This is a genomic window from Desulfobulbus sp., assembly GCF_030824455.1.
Classification (GTDB): Bacteria; Desulfobacterota; Desulfobulbia; order Desulfobulbales; family Desulfobulbaceae; genus Desulfobulbus.
The window spans coordinates 1-17,952 of record NZ_JAVBXR010000086.1 but is presented as its reverse complement, the minus strand read 5'-3'; the positions used below and the strand labels follow the sequence as shown (position 1 = coordinate 17,952).

Sequence of the window (17,952 nt, the reverse complement as noted above, 5' to 3'; positions counted from 1 at the left end):
CATCTTCAAACTGCTCCCACGGGTCGCGGTCGTCGTCGGCGCCCAGCCCGATCCAGCGCAGACAACTGCGCACCTTGCGCCTGCGGCTGAGATCGCGGACGCCATTGTGCAAAATCCGGTAAAACAGCGGCTTCCATTCCTCGCTGGGCCGGGACGCGTATTTTTCGACGAATTTGCACATGGCCTCCTGCACCAGGTCCAGGGCGTCCTCCCGGTTGCGGCTGGCAATCAGCGCCACGCGGTACGCCGGCCGTTCAATCGATTGCAGGAAGGATTCCATAGAACAATGCAATATTGCTCATTTATTGCGGGATGCAGGAAGGCCAGCCGCCGGCACGCATTCCTGCATCCAGGTTGCGTTCACCTTGAAGCGCTCCAACCGGTTGCTGATCGTTCCGCATAAATCCCAAGGCGCTTCGCATCGGTTCGGAACGGCAAAGGCAGACTCCGGGACGCTGCATTGCGCGCCGCCAAGGCCGTCGCACAACCATTCGACGCCAGCAAATCAGCCGTTGCGCCGGTCATAGCGGCGATCCACCCGTTGTCCCCGGCTATCCAGGCGATGATCGATCCGGTCGCCCTTGTGATCCAACCGGGTTTCAATGCGGTCGCCTTTGCGGTCCAAATGCAGGGCCCGATTTTCATGGCCGTTGGCGTCGGCGCGCTCAGATTTAAAATCAAGTCGGTCGTTGATCCGCTCGCCCTTGGCGTCCAACCGCTGATCGATCCGGTCGCCGCGCAGATCAAGACGTTGCTCCGCCCGGGCGCCGGCGTCTTCGGCAAAACCAGAACCTGCGGCAAGCAAAACAATGACGACAGCGGCGGCAATGAGTGCTGTGGTTTTCATGTCCCATTCTCCTCAAAATTTAACAGGGTAGTGTGTGGCCTCTGCGTATGACAACGCGCCGGCCGGAGATTGGTTGACAAAAAAACAACGGGTTGAAAAAACAGCGCCGCATACCGCCAGGGAACAGCATTTTCAACCTCGCGGCCGCACAGCGCTGCTCTATTTTTTCCGTGCAGCGCCCCTGTGCTTCCGCCCTCGACCCCGCCCCTGTTTATTAGGATTGGGGCATTTTTTCCAACAAAATTGCCATTTCCCATGCTATACTTTTTGCAAAGTTGGCAGGCTTTGCCGTTGCTTGGCCAGCCGACCTCCCCGAGAAAAAAACTCATCACCACGGAACATCCATATGAAAAACGCTTTCCTTGCCAACCTTTCCCTGAAAAAGAAACTCGTGGGCGGTTTTCTGCTCACCTCGATCATCACCATCATCGTTGGCGGCAAAGGCCTGCTCACCCTCTCGCAAACCACCGCCGACCTGCACAGCCTGCAGACCGAGGAACTCGCCCTCTTGATCACCGCCGAACAGCTGGAAATTCTGGCGCTGAATCACCGCCGCTTTGAAAAGGACGTGTTTCTCAACATTGGCAAGCCGGAAAAGCAGCGGGAATACCTCGCCAAATTCCGGGAAGTCTCCGAAAAAACCACGGCTGCACTCAGCCAGGTCGCCGGTCTGACGGCGACCAACCTGCATCTGTCGGCGGAGGTCAAAACGGCAGTCAACAAAAGCAAAGACGCCTACGGTCAATATGTTGCCGGCTTTCTCGACATCGCGGAAAAGGTGATTGCCGATCCGAGCGCCACGCCTCAATCGGCCAATAAACTGATGGTTCCGATGAAGGACCATATTTACGCCTTTGAAGAAGGCGTCGGCTTGTTGGTGAAGGAGGCCGAGGCATTGATTGATGGGGTCGCCAAGGAAATGACGGCCAGCAGCCGCGGCGCCCAAACCATGATTGCCGTGTTTCTGGCCGTGGGCGTGTGCCTCAGCGTTGTTCTTGGCTTGGTGATCAGCTTGGCGATCAGTCGTCCGATGTCTGCGGCCGCGGCCTTTGCCGGAGAAATGGCCAACGGGGACTTTAGCAAATCCCTGCAGGCTCACGGCAAGGACGAGGTTGGCCAGTGTATCGACGCCCTCAACCAGATGTCGCGCCAACTCAAGGAGACCCTCTACAAGGTGGTCAACGGCGTCGACACCCTCAACGCTTCTTCGACCGAACTGACCCACATTGCCCAGGAAATGACCGCCGAGGCGCAAGCCACCTCCGGCAGGACCGACGCCGTGGCCTCGGCGACTGAAGAGATGACCGTCAACATCCACGCGGTGGCCGCCGCCATGGAGGAATCGGCAACCAATGTGACGATGGTCGCCGCCGCCACCGAGGAAATGTCCGCCACCATCGACGAGATTGCCGCCAACGCCGCCAAGGCGCGCGCCATCTCGGACGAGGCGGTCAAGCAGGCCGGCAACGCCTCAGACCTGATGTCCAACCTCGGGCGGGCCGCCAGAGAGATCAACCAGGTGACCGAAACGATCACTGAAATTTCCGAACAAACCAATCTCTTGGCCCTCAACGCCACCATCGAGGCGGCGCGGGCGGGTGACGCGGGCAAGGGGTTTGCGGTGGTGGCCAACGAAATCAAGGAACTGGCCAAGCAGACGGCAACGGCGACCATGGACATCAAGGCGCGAATCGACGACGTCCAATCAACCACAACCCAGTCGGTGAGCCAGATCAACAGCGTGGCCCAGATCATCAAGGAAATCGACGAGATCATCAACTCCATGGCAGGCGCGGTCGACGAGCAGTCAAGCGCCACCCGCGAGATCACCTCCAACATCAGCCAGGCCTCGGCCGGCATTCAGGAGGTCAACGAAAACGTCAGCAACAGCTCGACCGTGGCCCGCTCCATTGCCGAAAAAATTGCCGGCGTCAACGACTCCACCTCAAAGGTTCTCGCCAACAGCAGCGCCGTGCAACAGAGCTCGACGGGCCTCTCGAAGCTAGCTGAGCAGCTGCATCAGATGGTGTCTCTATTCAAGTTGAACTGAACTGAATTGCGCTGAATCGGACCACGTCGCCTCTGGTTCGGCCGGCTCAATCGCCGGCGGCGACGTCAGATGGCTGGAGAAGGCAGGCGGATGGCGAGGATATCAGGATGGGGAAGAATCGACTGCGAGGGTGGCCAAGCTTTCCCGAGAGGCGAGAGCAGCGTCCAGAACCATTCGCACCTTTTGCGACATTTCCGGAAGCGAGATCGGTTTCATCAACAACTCCTTTACCCCCATCGACTGAGCCTTTTCGCTGCCGATGGCCTCGCTGTGGCCGCTGCAGATGATGATCGGCACGTCCGCCTTGATTGCAATCATTTCGCGGGCGAGCTGCTCGCCGGTCATCAGCGGCATGGTCAAATCCGTAATGACCAGATCAAAGTTGTCCGGGTTGGCCCTGAACAGTTCCAACGCCTCCAGGCTGTTCTGGCGGGAGGTCACCTGATAGCCGAGACTTTCCAAGATCAGCGTTTCCATTTCGACGATCATTTCTTCATCGTCCACCACAAGAACGCGTTCGCTGCCGGCGGGACAGTTGTCCAATCCCTCCGGCGCCTCGCCCCGCCCCAAGTCTTCCGTCAACGGCAGATACACTTTGACGGTCGTGCCCTTGCCCAGCGCGCTTTCAATGGCAATGTCGCCGTCGTGCTCCTTGACGATCCCGTACACCACGGCAAGACCGAGGCCTGTCCCCTTCCCCTGCTCCTTGGTGGTAAAATAAGGTTCAAAAATCTTATCCTTGATGTCCGGATCGATGCCGCAACCGGTGTCGCACACCGAAAACAGCGCGTAGCGACCCGGCGGAAGCGAGACGTCCGCCGCCTCTTCCTGCTCCAACACCGTCGCTTGCAGCCGAATCGCGATATCCCCGCCCGATTGCTCTACAGCATGGTAGGCGTTAATGACCAGATTCATGATCACCTGGTGCAACTGGGTGGGATCGACCAGAACCGACGGGCAATCGTCCTGGATGTCCGTTGTTATGGCTATATTTGCCGGAATGGTTGAGCGGCATAATTTCAGCGCTTCTTTCAGGATCAACTGCATCCGAACGGGGATGATCTTATGTTCCGACTGGCGACTAAAGGCGAGAATCTGGTTGACCAGATCCTTGGCCCGCAGAGCAGCCGTATGCATCCGTTCCACAAAACGCAGATGGGGGCTGCCAGGGGACAGCTGCAGCCGCAGCATTTCTCCGTAGCCCAGCATAGGCTGGAGAATATTGTTAAAATCATGGGCAATGCCGCCGGCCAAAGCGCCGATGGCCTCCATCTTCTGCGATTGGCTGAGGCGGGCCTCCAGGCGAATGCGCTCCTCCTCCGCCTTTTTCCGCTCGGTAATGTCGCGGATCACGCCGACTATGTATTTCTCGCCAATTTTATCGATGTAGCGGGTATTTTTAGTGACAACAACATGAACGATCCCGTGGGCATCGGTGAATGATTCTTCGTTAATGAAGGCCGTCCCGTCCGCCATGACGCGTTCGTCGCTTGCCCAAAACACTTCGGCCTCGGCCTTCGGAAAGAAGTCGTAATCGGTTTTGCCCAGCAACTCGTTGCGAGAGCGGCCCATGAAGGCGCACATGGCGTTGTTGATCAACACCCAGCGATGCCGCTCGTCCTTGACAAACAGGGGATCGCCGATGCTGTTGATGATTTCGTCCAGATAATTCCGCGATTCCGCCAGGGCGGCCTCCGCCTGTTTGCGGGTGGTGACGTCGGCAATGAACCCCTCTATGAAGGCGGGCTTTCCCGCCCCGCCGTCTCGCAGGCCCGCGCTGATGGACACCCAGATCTTGCGGCCGTCGCGGCGATAGCACTGCACTTCAAACCCAAACGTCTTCTTGTAGCTTGAAATGGCCGCGAGCAGGGTGTCGCGGTCCGTCGGGTTCACATAAAACTGTTGCCGGATGTCGGTAATGCTTTCGATGAGTTGCTCGGGTGAATCGTAGCCGAGAATATGGGCCAGAGCCGGGTTGGCGCTGAGGAACCGGCCGTCCAAACTGGTTTGATATAACCCTTCCAGGGCGTTTTCAAAGATGCCCCGGTATTTCTCCTCGCTTTCTCGCAAGCGCTCCATGTAGCGGTTGAGCTCGCTGGTCATGAGATTGAAGGTGCGGGCCAGCGTCCCGATTTCGTCCTGGGAGGTCACGGGCGCGACTTGGGCAAAGTCGCCGCCGATGATCTTTGCCGCGACCTCCGTCATCTGGCGCACCGGCCGGGTGATTGACCAGGTGACCAACAGACAAAAGAGGCCGATCAACCCGGTAATGATCAATCCCGCCAAGCCCATGATGCGGACCATCCGGGTTCGGCCGTCGCTGAGCAGGCTGCTGTAGACCTGGAGTTCGTCCTCATAGACGCTCGTTCCGATCACCCAGTCCCACGGCGCGTAATACGCCAACCGCGCCACCTTCCAGCGCGGTTCGGGCTCGCCTCTGTTTTTCCAGCGATAACGAACCGTTGTCATTTCCCCGGGCTGGAGACGGGTCGCCTTGCCGATGATCTCCTGAATGACGTATCGCCCGTCGCTGTCCTGGTTGGTCCAGACATCCTCGCCGTCTCTCTCGCCTTTATAGGAGATCACATATCGCCCGCGGTCTTCTCCCCCGCCGCCCAGAACATAGATGTACCCGGTCTTGCCCACGCTGCCTTGGAGGATGGCGTGCCGGATGCGCGAGGCAACCGTCTCCTGCTTGACGCCGACATAGAGCATGCCCACCAGGGCGCCCGCATGGTCGCGGATCGGCTCATAAGCGGTCAGATACCAAGCGTTCACCACATAGGCGCGGCCGTGGTAGGTTTGCCCCTTGAGGACGGCGGCGACAACCGCGTTTTCCACGCCGTCCGGCTCGACTGCGGGAATATAGGTTCCGATGGCCCGTTCGCCTGCCGTTGTCCGCACCGTGGTGGCGACGCGCAGCATGTCGCCCCGTTCATTCATCCGCTGGAAGATGGTGGCGGTTTCGCCGACCAGCCGGGTCACCTCATCGACAATCGGCGTTTCCACATCCAGGTCGCTGTTCTTGCCGATCCATTGCTCGCCAACAAGCAGCTTGGGCAGGCTCAGTTCCTGGGATGCTTTGGTGAATTGGTTGGTCGCCGTCCAGGAGGTCGATTCGTTGGCGAGGCGCACGCCCTTGGAACTGGCCAAAAGGTGTCTGGCCACATTGAGATTGTTGTCCACCTGCAGCTGCACCGCCTCATTTTCGGTGCGAACCAGGTTGTAGGCCCCTTGGGTGAGGTGATCGAGGTCGGCGTTGATCAAACCGTCAACCTCGTGCTGCGCCAACTTATTGTATTGGCCGCTTTGCCAGACGGTAAGGAGGACGAGGGCCACCGCTGTGATCAACACGCTGCCGGCGCCCATCAGGGCCACCTTGGCGCTCAGCCGCATGTTTTGGAAAGGATGGAACATAGTCGGGATGATGAAATAGAATTGATCGACGCGGCGGTTGCACGAGCGCTGGGCGCCGCTTAAACGCTGGGTGCCCCTTTAAACGCCGCGCGCCTGCACTGCGCTTCTTACTGCAAGAGAGTGCATGCCTGAGAGTTTTTCACCTGATGCACATATCTCGGCGCCGCCACGCCTCCAATATAAGGCATGTTGCCCGCAACCGTCCAGGTAAATTCAGCCTGCCAGCCCGGCGCCGCCAATGAATTTTCAATGTATTCTCGGCATATTGGAGAAAAACATCCCAACCGTTTGGGAAGACGGACGACGAAGATGGAGCGCAAAGCAGGAGGACAACGGGCACGCGAATGCGTTGTTTGCCCGGTCGGTCTTAACCATATTTAACCGTATCCCAGAGCTTCGAGTTCCTCGTCGCTAAACCCGAAGAAGTGGGCGATTTCGTGCACCACCGTGATCTCGATTTCTTCGAGCAGTTCCTCGCGGGTGGCGCAGCAGGCCTCCAGCGGTTCCTGGAAGATGTGGATGGCGTCGGGATAGAGCGGCGGCTCGCTGGCGCTGCGCTCGGTGAGCGGCACCCCCAGATAGACGCCAAACAGGGGCTCGTCCGGGGCTAGGCCCATCTCGGCGAGGAGGTCCAGGCTGGGACGACGCTTGACCGAGATAACCACGTTGTCGAGATAGGTTCGAATTTCTTCAGGAATGCGGGCAATGGCCTGCTCAACAAGACGGGCAAAGGCGTCAGCGCCGATTCCGGGGCGGTTGGTTCGCATGGGCGGTTCCTGGTAAAATTTGGCGGAGTTTGGCGGAAATTTGCGGAGACGACCTTGTTTTCGCGGCAACGCTCTCAACCGGCCAAGGGCAACGTCTGTTTCCAAACAGACGGCGTTGAGGAGCAGGTTATTCATCGACCGTCTCCCATAACCGCAAGGCGTTCTTGAGGATGCATTCTGCCACATGCGCGACGGATGGGCAACCAATGCCCCCTTCTGCCGCTCATCTTCTTGGCCAAACAAGCAGGGACGCCGTGTCGACCCAAGGGACAAACAAACGAGTTGCATCTTTGCAAGAGAGACGGAATAAAACCGCTTGACATCCCTTGCCCGCCGTTTTAAATATCGATACATGTAAATATAGAAATAATAAACTCTGTTCGTTTTCCAGCCGCCCAAGCCGGCGCGGCCAGAAAAGACGGAAAAAGACTGAGCGCAGGGTCATAACAAACACGACCCAGCACGGCAAGGCGCACGAACAGCGCGTTCCATTGAATCCCAACAGAGGAAGAACCGATGCAAACAGGTTGCGGATGTACATGCAGCAGCGCAGGACCCAAACTGATTTTTGCCTGTTCTGGCTGCGCGGACGTGGGAGAACTGGCGGATCAGGCGGCGCGAAAACTGACCCGTGACGGCGCCGGCAAGATGTTCTGCCTGTCCGGCATTGGCGGGCGGGTCAGCGCCATTCTCAAGTCAACCGAGGCCGCGCAATCCATCTTGGCCATCGACGGTTGCCCGCTTGACTGCACCAAGAAAACATTGGAACTGGCTGGTTTCACCCCAACCCAGCACCTGCGGCTCAACGAGCTTGGCTTTGTCAAGGGGAACACCGAGGCGTCGACCGAGGCCGTCGCGAAGGTGGCCGAACATGCGCAACGCCTTCTGTAAAATCAAGGAGAACAGGGTGAACAAATCTTTTCGTCCCGGCCTGTTCCGGTTGCGGGTGGCATTGTTGTGGGTTGGCCTGATGACGGCCGCGTTTCCGGGCGTGACAGGAGCTGAGCAACTGCCCCAGGTTCCGGTTCCCAGCATGGTCACGATGGTGGATCTGGGCGCAAAAAAATGCATCCCGTGCAAGATGATGGCGCCGATCCTCGAAGAACTGACCAAGGAATACCAGGGTCGGGCCGCCGTGCTGTTTATCGATGTCTGGGAAAACCCGGACGCCGGCCAGAAATTCAACCTGCGGTCCATCCCCACCCAGATTTTCTACGATGCGCAGGGCAAGGAAATCTCCCGGCACGAGGGTTTTATGGACAAGGCGGCCATTGTTGCCGTGCTCCGCCAGCAGGGAGTCCAATAGGTCGTGGACCAGGTGTTTCTGACCATCAACGCGTGGATGAGCCAAGGCCTGCTCTTGGGCGGACTGGGCTGTTTTTTATGGGGCATGGTGAGCGTTCTCTTCAGCCCCTGCCACCTGGCCTCGATACCGCTCATTGTCAGTTATGTCGCCGGCCAGCATCAGATTATCGCCGGACGCCGGGCGGCGCTGTACGCGCTCGCGTTCACCGTGGGGCTGTTTGTCACCATTGCCGCCATTGGTGTGATCTGCGCCCTGCTTGGCCGCATGCTGGGGGACGTTGGCCCCTACATGAGCATCGTGGTGGGCGCGATTCTGGTCTGGGTGTCGCTTGACGTCCTTGGCGTCGCCTCCTGCTCGATGTCCAGCGGCCTGCTCGCCAAAATCCAGGTCAAAGGGGTGGCCGGAGCCTTTATTCTGGGCTTGGCCTACGGCGTCCTTTCCGGCTCCTGCACCTTTGGCTTTATCGCCCCCATCCTCGCCATCATCACCGTGCAGCAGAAAATTTTCACCGGCGTGGTGTTCATCCTCCTGTTTGGCCTTGGCCACTGCATCCCCATCGCGGCGGCAGGCAGCTCGACCGCGCTGGTGCAACGTTTTCTGGACAACAGCGCCTGGCAACGCGGCAGCAGAATCTTCCGCAAACTGGCCGGCCTCTGCATTGGCGCGCTGGGCCTGTATTTCATCGGTCAACCGCTGCTAACCGCCATTTAACCGAGAGAACCCATGAAACCGTTCGTGCGCGTCATGAAGGCCCTGTCCGACCCCAACCGGGCGCGGGTGATCAAACTCCTGGAAGACCGCTCGCTGTGCGTCTGCGAGATCCAGAAAGTGCTGGGACTGGCCCAGCCCACGGTCTCCAGCCACATGAAAATTCTTGAAGACGCCGGTCTGGTCAACAAGGAACGCCAAGGAACCTGGATGATCTACAGCCAGGCCGTGGATAGCGAATCCCCCTATGTGCGCGCCATGCTCAACGATTTGCGCGGCTGGCTGAACGAGGACGAACCACTGCGCGCCATGATCCAAGGCCTGCCCGAGGCCGCCTGTTTGCGGGCCGCCACCCTGAAAAACTGAGGAACCGTCATGGAACCCATTCAACCCTTCAACTGCGGTTGCGGCTGCAACAAACCCGAAGCCTCCGCACCCGCCCCGGCTCCCACGGATGCGGGCGCGGGGTGGACTAAAACCATTGTCCTGGCCGCGCTCGGCCTGGGGTTCTGGTATGCGGTCTACGCCAATCTGCACTCGTTTTCGACCTTCTTCACCTATTCCCTGCTGGGCATTGAACGGCCCAGCCGGCTGGGCGACGCGGTCCAGTTCTTTGTCTACGACACCCCCAAGGTGATGCTGTTGCTCACCCTGATCGTCTTTGCGGTCGGGGTGCTCCGCTCCTTTTTCACCCAGGAGCGCACCCGCAAATATCTGGCGGGCAAGCGAGAGAGCGCGGGCAACGTCATGGCCGCGCTCCTGGGCATCGTCACCCCTTTTTGCTCCTGCTCAGCAGTGCCGTTGTTTCTGGGATTTGTGCAGGCCGGGGTGCCGCTGGGCGTGACCTTTTCGTTCCTCATCGCGGCGCCGATGATCAATGAGATCGCCCTGGTGCTGCTCTACGGTCTTTTGGGCTGGAAGGTGGCGGCCCTGTATCTGGGCACTGGCCTGTTGATTGCGATGGTCGCCGGCTGGGTGATCGGCCGCCTGAAGCTGGAAGGCTGGATGGAAGACTGGGTACGCGAGCTGCGGGCCGGCGAGGCGGTGGTGTTCGAGCAGCGGTTGAGCTGGCGCGACCGGCTGGACCAGGGACGCGAGGCAGTGCGCGACATCGTGGGCAAGGTGTGGATTTACGTGGTGGCGGGCATTGCGGTCGGGGCGCTGATCCACGGGTATGTGCCGGAGGATTTCATGGCCTCGATCATGGGCAAACAGCGTTGGTGGTCGGTGCCGGCGGCGGTTTTAGTGGGCATCCCCATGTATTCCAACGCCGCCGGGATCGTGCCGGTGGTCGAGGCCCTGCTCGGCAAGGGCGCGGCCCTGGGCACGGTGCTGGCCTTTATGATGAGCGTGATTGCCCTGTCCCTGCCGGAGATGATCATCCTGCGCAAGGTGCTCAAGCCCCAATTGATCGCGGTGTTTGTGCTGGTGGTCGGCAGCGGCATTGTCTGCATCGGCTATCTATTTAACATGATTGTATAAAAAGAGGATTCCATGGAAATTAAAGTGTGTGGTCCGGGTTGCACCTCCTGTGAAAAGACGCAAAAGGTGGTTGAAGCGGCGATTGCCGCCAAGGGCGTGGGCGCGGCGGTGGTCAAGGTGAAGGATTTTCAGGAGATCGCCAAGTTGGGCGTCTTTTCGACTCCGGCGGTGGTGGTCAACGGGGTGGTCAAATGCGTGGGCCGGGTTCCCAAGCAAAGCGAAGTCGAGGAATGGCTCGACTGAGCGCAACAACAGTTGAATCGTTTTCCCATGCACCCAACCGCCGAATATCCCCGGAAAGTCTATGTTGAACTGACCACGCGCTGCAATCTCCGTTGCCGGATGTGCGTGAAATACGCCCACGGCAGCTGCATCGAGGAGGGCGACATGGATATGGCCCTTTTCCGGAGCCTGCTGCCGTCGCTTGCCCGCACCCGTTTCCTGGTGCTCAACGGCATTGGCGAACCGCTGCTCCATCCGCAGCTGGACGAGATGATTGCCCTGGCCAGGACGGCTATGCCCGCCAACGGGATCATTGGTTTCCAGAGCAACGGACTGCTGCTTGACCGGTCCCGCGCGGATCTGTTGTTGGCGGCGGGGCTCGACCTTGTCTGCCTGTCCCTGGACAGCCTGGAACCGGTTGCCGGGAGCGGCGGCGAACATCACCGTTCGCCGGTGGAGCGCGCGATTGGCCATCTGGCGCTGGCGCGGCAGGGCAACCCGCGCAGGGTTGGCATCGGCCTGGAGGTGGTGCTCAAGCGGGAGACCGTGGCCCAATTGCCGGCAATCGTCGAATGGGCCGGCACGCGCGGGGTTGACTCGATCATCGTCAGCCACCTCTTCTCCTACGACGGCGCCATGGCAAACGAAAGCCTGTTCAATCCCAACAGCGCCGAGGCAACGACGCTGTTTGCCAAATGGGCGCAAACAGCCAAATCCCAGGGGCTGAACCTGGCCGCTCTGCCCGGCGTGCATCTGCGGTTCGTCAAGAGCGAGGCTGATCATCGTCTGCTCGCCATCGGAGCCGAGATGCAGCGCGAGGCCAGAGAGCGGGACATCTCGCTCCATTTTGCCAATCTGCTCCGATACCGAGAACTGGGCACTGAGGAAGCCGAGGCCTGTTTCAAGCGGGCGCGGAGTCTGGCCGACACGCTTGGCGTCAGCCTCTCGCTGCCGCCGCTCCACGCCCCGGCCAACAGCCAACGCGCCTGCCCGTTCATCGAACAACAGGCAGTGTTCATCGCCCAAGACGGCGAGGTCATGCCCTGCCATTTTCTCTGGCACAGTTATGGATGCATGGTCAACCAGAGCCCCATCCAGGTGCGGGCGCACTCCTTTGGCAACCTCCGGCGCCAATCGCTCCAATCCATCTGGCGCGACCCACGCTACGCCGCCTTCCGCGCCGAGGCAGGCGGCAGCGAATATGCCCCCTGCTGGAGCTGTTCCTCCGGCCCCTGCGCCGATCTGGTCAATCCCAATCTTCTAGGCATGAGCGACTGCTACGGCAGCCTGGCGCCCTGCGGTCATTGCATGTGGAGCCTCGGCTGGACACAGTGCCTCTAGTGGGTCTAGCGGGTCTAGCGCCTCAAAGGCGCTGATTCGCGCCTAACCGGCCCTTTCCCGGATTGCGCATTTCCTCGCAATGGTTACCAATTACAACAGGTGGGAATGATTCTTCCCAACAGGTGGACGAGGTTTTTCTCGTCCCTGCTTCTTGTTTGACGCGAGGTGCACATCATGAAACACTCTATGGATTTCCTTCGAGGACAACGCCATTTCCTCCGGGGCGAATACGGCCGCAGCATCATGGAATTCGGCGGCGCCCTGGATTCGGGTATGGATGCGGCCACGATTCACACGCCGCTGGGTCTGGCCTATTTTAAAAACGCCAATTTTTCCGAGGCGGCCGCGGAGTTCAGCCGCGCCCTCGACCTTGACCCAACCAACGACCATGTCCTGTTCCTGCGGGGCATGGCCCTGTTCAACAACGAAGAGCTGGAAAGGGCGCTGGAGGATTTCAACGACGCCGTCCGGCTCAACCCCAGCCGCGGCCGGATTTTTATAGCCCGCAGCCTGGTTTTCCGGGCAATGGGTGGGAAGGCCGAGGCGGAGCACGATCTGCAGTCGGCCCTTGCCATCGGCGAGGTTGAGGCGGAACTTTTCATCCGCGAGTATTGCCTCACCCTGCCCTTGCGCGGCTTGGCCATGTCGCTGTTTGACGTGGACCGGGCGACTTGGGGCCAGGCGCTGCGAGGCGGAGGAACGGACGCGACGCACTAAAACCTGACCAGCGGCAATAAAAAATGGCTCCCTTTGGGGAGCCTTTTTTTATCGCCGATCGAATCCGAAGCCTCTTGCCTCAGAGTATTGTCCAGAATATGGCCCTAGAGCTTGCGCAACCGGCACATGAAGCTGCGGCTGGTGGAAGTCCCACTCACCGGGCCGCGCACGTCGTCCTCGGTGAGGGCGTTGAGGTTGCCGCGCGGGTCGTAATCACCCCAACCCCAGGCCAGACGAACCATGCCAGGCCGCACCACCGTTGCGATGCGCGCCGTCATTGCAACCGCGCCCTTGGGGGTTTCGATCCCGATTCGGTCGCCCTCGGCTATAGCCTGCAGGGCTGCGTCGTCGGGGTGGATGTCGACCACGCAACCGACGCCGGACTTGAGCAGCGAGGGGATGGCGCGGAACTGGGAGTTGGTGAAACGGATGTCGCGGCTACCGCTGACGCCCAGAATCGGGTAGTCGGCGCTCTGATCGGCAAAGCTGATCGGGTCGGCGCCCAGCCCGTTTGCAAACGGCGTCCCGGAAAATCCGGCCTCGGCCAGCCGGCTGGAAAAGAACTCCACCTTGCCCGAAGGCGTCTTGAACGGCTGATCCCGATATTTCTCATAACGCATCGCCTCGATCCGCAGCCCTTTGCCGTTGGCGCGCAGCTGTTCCACCGTGACCCCGGCGGGCGCCAACTGGTAATCAATCGCCTCCTCCGCTGTCTGCCAGGGAAACTCCTCGTTCAAGCCAAGCCTTCTCCCCAGTTCAAAGACGATCTTCCAATCCGGCCAGGAATCGCCCACCGGCGGAATGACCGCGTCCTGCAAGAACATCGGATTGTTGCGGATGGAGGAGCGGTTGAGTTGCGTCTTTTCAAAGCAGCTGGAAGCCGGCAGGACAACGTCGGCAAGCCTTGCGGTTTCGGTCATGAACAGATCGATCACCACCAGGGTTTCCAACTTGGCAAAGGCCGCCCGGGTGCGGGTGGAATCGGCCATGGTCACCAGGGGGTTGCCGGACTGAACCACCACCATTTTGAGCGGATAGGGGTTTTCCTCGAGAATGGCGTCGACCACGCAGCCCTGCACCTGATTGCCCCAGGTTTCGGAAAAATCGTTGAACAGGGGATAGTCGCGGGTGATCGGCACGGCCCCCTCGGCCAGCCGTTCTTTCAACTGGATGTTGCGCGCCGGGATGGGCTGCGGCAGGACGTCGCCGCCGGGTTTGTCGAGGTTGCCGGTCAGAGCGCGGAGCATGGCAATGGCGCGGGTGGCGTCGAAAACGTCCCTGTGCATGTCCAGTCCGTTGCCGTCGACGATGGCGGCGGGCTTGGTGACGGCGTACAGACGGGCCACTTGCCGAATCTGCTCGGCGCTCAGCCACAGGGTTTCGGCCGCCTGCTCGACCGGGTACTGGGCCGCCGCCTCTTTCAGCGCCTCAAAGCCGACAGTGTATTGCTCAACGAATGCGGCGTCGTACAGTTTCTCTTTGATGATCTCGTTGATCATCGTCATGGCCAGCAGGCCGTCGTGGCCGGGCTTGATCTGCAGCCAGATGTCGGCCTTGCGGCCCAGGGCGGTCCGCACCGGATCAACGACAATCAGGGTTGCGCCGTGCTCCTTGGCCCAATGGATACCCTCGGCCGCGCCCAGGGCGGTGTTGCCGTCATTCTTGCCCCAAACGATGATGCATTGGGCGCTTTTGGCCTCCGGAAAGGCCATGGCCCCATAGACGTAGGAATGGGCAAAATCGCGGCCCACGAAACAGATCGAGCCGTTGCCGATGGTGTTGGGACTGCCGAAGGCGTGCATCAGTCGGTTGGGGTAATCCCAGGGCGCGCCCCAATCGGCGGCCATGCCGCGCAGCCAGGCGATCGCCTGCGCTCCCGATTGCTCGCGGTGGCGGAAGAACTCGGACGCCGCCAGATCAAGCGCCTCGTCCCAGCCGGCTTCGCGAAAGCCCGAGCCGTCCTCTTTTTTGATCAGCGGCGTGGTCAGCCGCGCCGGCGAATAGACGATCTCCGGGGCAGCGGCCAGCTTGGGGCAGGGCAAGCGTTTGTCCGGGTCCAAAAAAGATTTGCGGCGGGCGCCGATCAGACGGTCGCCCTCCACCTCGGCCTCGATGGGGCAGCAGGACGAACAGAGCCGGCAAACGGTATCGATAATCATCGCGTTCTCCTAGCGGTTGGCGTGCACAAAACAGCTGCGGATCAGTTCATAGTGGTTGCTGTGGGTGCGGATCTTCCACCACACGCTGCCCGGCTCATCCACCTGCCAAGCCGGCGCCAGTTGACCCTGCCCCTCGGCCAGCAGTTGCGCCACATTGGCCAGACCCTTGCCCGCGTGCCTGCCGTCGGCCTTGCCGCCCAGCCACTCCTCGACCGGCGCCGCCTCAACCGACCAGGAAAAGGGATCGGAAAGGAGAAACTGGGCGTGCTCGTCGCGGGTGACCCGGTTCATCTCCCACAGATGCTGGATGGGTGAAGGCACCTTGTCCACCAGATTGAGCGAAGAAAATAGCGAGATCGATTTTTTACGGAACGGCAGCGCCAGGGCGTTGGCCACCACGAAGTCGACCCGGTCGCTGCGCCAATCGTCGGGCAGCCGGATAGTGACCTCCCGGCGCAACAAACCCTCGTCTTTCAACGACGCCACCATGGAGCGTTCCCGCATCAACTGCCGGGCGGCGCGGACAAAGGCCTGCGAGGTGTCAATGCCGACCGCGAAATCGCAGCGCGTGCTCATCTCAAAGGTGAAGCGGCCCACGGCGCCGCCGACGTCCAGGGCAACTCCGCCCTGGGGACGCATCAATTCCGCCCAAGTGCGGTAGGCCTGGGAGGCCTGCTCATCCCCCAGCAATTCGCCAAAATGGCTCCACAAATAGGACGACACCACTTCATCGGTCTCGTATTTGTTGAGCGCCCGCTGACTGTCGACGGCGTGCGGATCAAGCAGGGCCACGCCCTCGACGATGGGGAAGAGCGCGGCGCAGTGCGGGCACTTCAACGCCCCGGTTTCGATGTCGCCCCCCTGCTCCTGAATGATGTCGGCAACGAGCGAATGTTCCAGGGGCAGGCAGTGCGGGCAGATGATCAGCTCAAGAAGTTGCTTCTTCATAGTGCTCCTCTAAGAATGCGGCGAAAACGCGCCGGGGAAGAGACGGCGCCGAGAGATAACTAGCGAATTGCACAGGAATTATTCCCAGTCAGCCTAACGACCGATGCGGCATGAGTCAACCCTTAAATGCGCGTTTGCGGCTTTTTCGATCCGCACCCCACCGGGCAAACCGAGCAAATGCAGGCGTTCGCCCGGAGTCGTCCGGAGATGCACGGAGCCGTTCAAGATCGCCCATATTTACAAGCCGGAACAGATGGGCTAGGATGCTCTGTTCTCCATCACTCACCCTTTGCAAGGAACCACACCATGATCAGACGTTTACCGGCCGAGTGGGAGCAGCAGGACGGCGTGCTGCTTGCCTGGCCGCATGCCGACAGCGACTGGCGCGACAATCTCGCGGCCGTTGAAGCGGTTTTTGTCGAAATCGTCCGGGCGATCACCCGTTTTGAGCAGGCGCTGATCGTTGCCCCGGAAACCGCGCCGGTGCGCGAACGACTGCGTCTGGCCGGGATTGACCTGCAACGCGTCAGCCTCTATCCAATGGCGACCAACGACACCTGGGCCCGCGATTTCGGCCCAATCACGGTGCGGGAAGACGAGGTCCCGGTGGTGCTCGACTTCGGCTTCAACGCCTGGGGCCTCAAGTTCGCCGCCGATCTGGACAACCAGATCACCGCCAAGCTGGCCCGCGCCGGCGCCTTTGGCCGGACGCAAACGCACGTCCCCGGACTGATCATGGAGGGCGGTTCCATCGAAAGCGACGGCGCGGGCACGATTCTGACCACCAGCGAGTGTTTGCTCAGCCCCAACCGCAATCCCCACCTCAACCGCCAGTCCATTGAACAGGCGCTTGGCGAGCATCTGGGCGCCGACCGTTTTCTCTGGCTGGAACACGGTTTCCTGGCCGGCGACGACACCGACTCGCACATCGACACCCTGGCCCGGCTCTGCCCGGACAACACCATCGCCTACGCGCGCTGCGAAGATGCAACCGACGAGCACTTTGCCGCCCTGGCCGCCATGGAGGCCGAACTGCAGGCCTTTCGCACCGTCCGGGGCCAGCCCTACCGCTTAATCCCCCTGCCCTGGCCCGCAGCCTGTTGGGACAAAGACGGCCAGCGTCTGCCCGCCACCTACGCCAATTTTCTGATCATCAACGGCGCGGTGCTGGTTCCAACTTACAACGACCCGCAGGACGCGCATGCCCTGCGGATCATCGGCCAGATCTTTCCCGAACGAGCAATCATCGGCATCGACTGCCGCCCCCTGATCGTCCAGCACGGCTCGCTCCATTGCGTAACCATGCAGATTCCCCGAGGAACATTGCCATGACCACCCTTCGCGTCGGCCTGGTGCAGCAGCGCTGCACCGACAACCGCCAGGAAAACATCGACAAAAGCATCCTGGGCATCCGCGAGGCGGCAGCCCAGGGCGCCCGGTTGGCGGTGCTGCAGGAACTGCACTGCTCGCCCTACTTCTGCCAGACCGAGGACACCCGCTGCTTTGATCTGGCTGAACCGATTCCCGGACCATCCACCGAAATCTTCGCCGCCCTGGCGAAAGAGCTGGGCCTGGTGATTGTGACCTCGCTGTTTGAACGCCGCGCGCCGGGCCTGTACCACAACACCGCCGTGGTTCTGGAGGCGGACGGCTCCATTGCCGGCCGCTACCGCAAGATGCACATCCCCGACGATCCCGGCTATTACGAAAAATTCTACTTCACCCCCGGCGACCTGGGCTTCACTCCAATTGCGACCTCGGTCGGCCGGCTAGGGGTGCTGATCTGCTGGGACCAGTGGTATCCGGAAGCGGCCCGACTGATGGCCATGGCCGGAGCCGAGCTGCTGATCTACCCCACCGCCATCGGTTATGATCCCGGCGACACGCCCGACGAACAAACCCGCCAGCGCGAGGCCTGGACCACCATCCAGCGCAGCCACGCCATTGCCAACGGCGTCCCGGTGCTCAGCGTCAACCGGGTGGGTTTT

Annotated in this window: 17 protein-coding genes; 11 read left to right on the top strand and 6 right to left on the bottom strand. The window is 60.7% G+C overall.

Annotated elements, in window-relative coordinates; genetic code table 11:
* Positions 1-292: sigma factor (locus tag RCH93_RS10765; RefSeq protein ID WP_306548406.1), on the bottom strand; the 292-nt coding region annotated here is incomplete at its 3' end.
* A gap of 213 nt (positions 293-505) precedes the next feature.
* Complete coding sequence (locus tag RCH93_RS10760) at positions 506-847, bottom strand: hypothetical protein (protein WP_306548405.1); 342 nt, start codon at positions 845-847, stop codon at positions 506-508.
* Between the two features lie 346 nt (positions 848-1,193).
* On the opposite strand from RCH93_RS10760, the gene RCH93_RS10755 reads away from it, so the two are divergent.
* Complete coding sequence (locus tag RCH93_RS10755) at positions 1,194-2,897, top strand: methyl-accepting chemotaxis protein (RefSeq protein ID WP_306548404.1); 1,704 nt, start codon at positions 1,194-1,196, stop codon at positions 2,895-2,897.
* A gap of 102 nt (positions 2,898-2,999) precedes the next feature.
* On the opposite strand, the gene RCH93_RS10750 is transcribed toward RCH93_RS10755, so the two are convergent.
* The gene (locus RCH93_RS10750; protein ID WP_306548403.1) at positions 3,000-6,314 is read right to left on the bottom strand and encodes a Cache 3/Cache 2 fusion domain-containing protein; all 3,315 of its coding nucleotides are present in this window, start codon (positions 6,312-6,314) and stop codon (positions 3,000-3,002) included.
* Positions 6,315-6,691: 377 nt separating this feature from the next.
* Complete coding sequence (locus RCH93_RS10745) at positions 6,692-7,081, bottom strand: metallopeptidase family protein (RefSeq protein WP_306548402.1); 390 nt, start codon at positions 7,079-7,081, stop codon at positions 6,692-6,694.
* A gap of 516 nt (positions 7,082-7,597) precedes the next feature.
* Between RCH93_RS10745 and RCH93_RS10740 the strand changes: the two genes are divergently transcribed.
* From RCH93_RS10740 to RCH93_RS10705, 8 genes are all read left to right on the top strand, one after another.
* Entirely contained in the window at positions 7,598-7,972 is a 375-nt protein-coding gene (locus RCH93_RS10740; protein WP_306548400.1) for a putative zinc-binding protein, read from the top strand.
* Positions 7,973-8,051: 79 nt separating this feature from the next.
* Positions 8,052-8,387 (top strand): thioredoxin family protein, encoded by a 336-nt coding sequence (locus RCH93_RS10735; RefSeq protein ID WP_373693283.1) that lies wholly within the window; start codon positions 8,052-8,054, stop codon positions 8,385-8,387.
* A 3-nt stretch (positions 8,388-8,390) separates the two neighbouring features.
* Positions 8,391-9,098 (top strand): cytochrome c biogenesis CcdA family protein, encoded by a 708-nt coding sequence (locus RCH93_RS10730; protein WP_306548397.1) that lies wholly within the window; start codon positions 8,391-8,393, stop codon positions 9,096-9,098.
* Positions 9,099-9,110: 12 nt separating this feature from the next.
* Positions 9,111-9,461, top strand: coding sequence for a helix-turn-helix transcriptional regulator (locus RCH93_RS10725; protein WP_306548396.1), 351 nt, complete (start codon positions 9,111-9,113; stop codon positions 9,459-9,461).
* 9 nt (positions 9,462-9,470) lie between these two features.
* Positions 9,471-10,577 carry a permease gene (locus RCH93_RS10720; protein ID WP_306548395.1) on the top strand — a complete coding sequence of 369 codons (1,107 nt, stop codon included), beginning with the start codon at positions 9,471-9,473 and terminating at the stop codon, positions 10,575-10,577.
* Between the two features lie 12 nt (positions 10,578-10,589).
* Positions 10,590-10,820, top strand: coding sequence for a thioredoxin family protein (locus RCH93_RS10715; protein WP_306548394.1), 231 nt, complete (start codon positions 10,590-10,592; stop codon positions 10,818-10,820).
* A gap of 27 nt (positions 10,821-10,847) precedes the next feature.
* Positions 10,848-12,140, top strand: a complete 1,293-nt coding sequence (locus tag RCH93_RS10710) for a radical SAM/SPASM family putative metalloenzyme maturase (protein ID WP_306548393.1) — start codon at positions 10,848-10,850, stop codon at positions 12,138-12,140.
* A 174-nt stretch (positions 12,141-12,314) separates the two neighbouring features.
* Complete coding sequence (locus RCH93_RS10705; protein WP_306548391.1) at positions 12,315-12,857, top strand: tetratricopeptide repeat protein; 543 nt, start codon at positions 12,315-12,317, stop codon at positions 12,855-12,857.
* Positions 12,858-12,961: 104 nt separating this feature from the next.
* Here the strand turns inward: RCH93_RS10705 and RCH93_RS10700 are convergent, their stop codons facing one another.
* Together RCH93_RS10700 and RCH93_RS10695 are read right to left on the bottom strand one after the other, a co-directional pair.
* Complete coding sequence (locus RCH93_RS10700) at positions 12,962-15,016, bottom strand: molybdopterin-dependent oxidoreductase (RefSeq protein WP_306548390.1); 2,055 nt, start codon at positions 15,014-15,016, stop codon at positions 12,962-12,964.
* Positions 15,017-15,025: 9 nt separating this feature from the next.
* On the bottom strand, positions 15,026-15,964 hold the full coding sequence (locus tag RCH93_RS10695) for a methyltransferase domain-containing protein (protein WP_306548388.1): 939 nt from the start codon (positions 15,962-15,964) through the stop codon (positions 15,026-15,028).
* 306 nt (positions 15,965-16,270) lie between these two features.
* On the opposite strand from RCH93_RS10695, the gene RCH93_RS10690 reads away from it, so the two are divergent.
* Entirely contained in the window at positions 16,271-17,296 is a 1,026-nt protein-coding gene (locus RCH93_RS10690) for an agmatine deiminase family protein (protein ID WP_306548387.1), read from the top strand.
* Positions 17,293-17,952: carbon-nitrogen hydrolase (locus RCH93_RS10685; protein ID WP_306548386.1), on the top strand; the 660-nt coding region annotated here is incomplete at its 3' end. The genes RCH93_RS10690 and RCH93_RS10685, both read left to right, overlap by 4 nt.

Coding starts and splice junctions, on each gene's coding strand:
- RCH93_RS10755 (WP_306548404.1), top strand. CDS start 1,194: ATGAAAAACGCTTTCCTTGCCAACCTTTCCCTGAAAAAGAAACTCGTG.
- RCH93_RS10750 (WP_306548403.1), bottom strand. CDS start 6,314: ATGTTCCATCCTTTCCAAAACATGCGGCTGAGCGCCAAGGTGGCCCTG.
- RCH93_RS10735 (WP_373693283.1), top strand. CDS start 8,052: ATGACGGCCGCGTTTCCGGGCGTGACAGGAGCTGAGCAACTGCCCCAG.
- RCH93_RS10695 (WP_306548388.1), bottom strand. CDS start 15,964: ATGAAGAAGCAACTTCTTGAGCTGATCATCTGCCCGCACTGCCTGCCC.
- RCH93_RS10705 (WP_306548391.1), top strand. CDS start 12,315: ATGAAACACTCTATGGATTTCCTTCGAGGACAACGCCATTTCCTCCGG.
- RCH93_RS10740 (WP_306548400.1), top strand. CDS start 7,598: ATGCAAACAGGTTGCGGATGTACATGCAGCAGCGCAGGACCCAAACTG.
- RCH93_RS10745 (WP_306548402.1), bottom strand. CDS start 7,081: ATGCGAACCAACCGCCCCGGAATCGGCGCTGACGCCTTTGCCCGTCTT.
- RCH93_RS10715 (WP_306548394.1), top strand. CDS start 10,590: ATGGAAATTAAAGTGTGTGGTCCGGGTTGCACCTCCTGTGAAAAGACG.
- RCH93_RS10710 (WP_306548393.1), top strand. CDS start 10,848: ATGCACCCAACCGCCGAATATCCCCGGAAAGTCTATGTTGAACTGACC.
- RCH93_RS10760 (WP_306548405.1), bottom strand. CDS start 847: ATGAAAACCACAGCACTCATTGCCGCCGCTGTCGTCATTGTTTTGCTT.
- RCH93_RS10720 (WP_306548395.1), top strand. CDS start 9,471: ATGGAACCCATTCAACCCTTCAACTGCGGTTGCGGCTGCAACAAACCC.
- RCH93_RS10725 (WP_306548396.1), top strand. CDS start 9,111: ATGAAACCGTTCGTGCGCGTCATGAAGGCCCTGTCCGACCCCAACCGG.
- RCH93_RS10690 (WP_306548387.1), top strand. CDS start 16,271: ATGATCAGACGTTTACCGGCCGAGTGGGAGCAGCAGGACGGCGTGCTG.
- RCH93_RS10700 (WP_306548390.1), bottom strand. CDS start 15,016: ATGATTATCGATACCGTTTGCCGGCTCTGTTCGTCCTGCTGCCCCATC.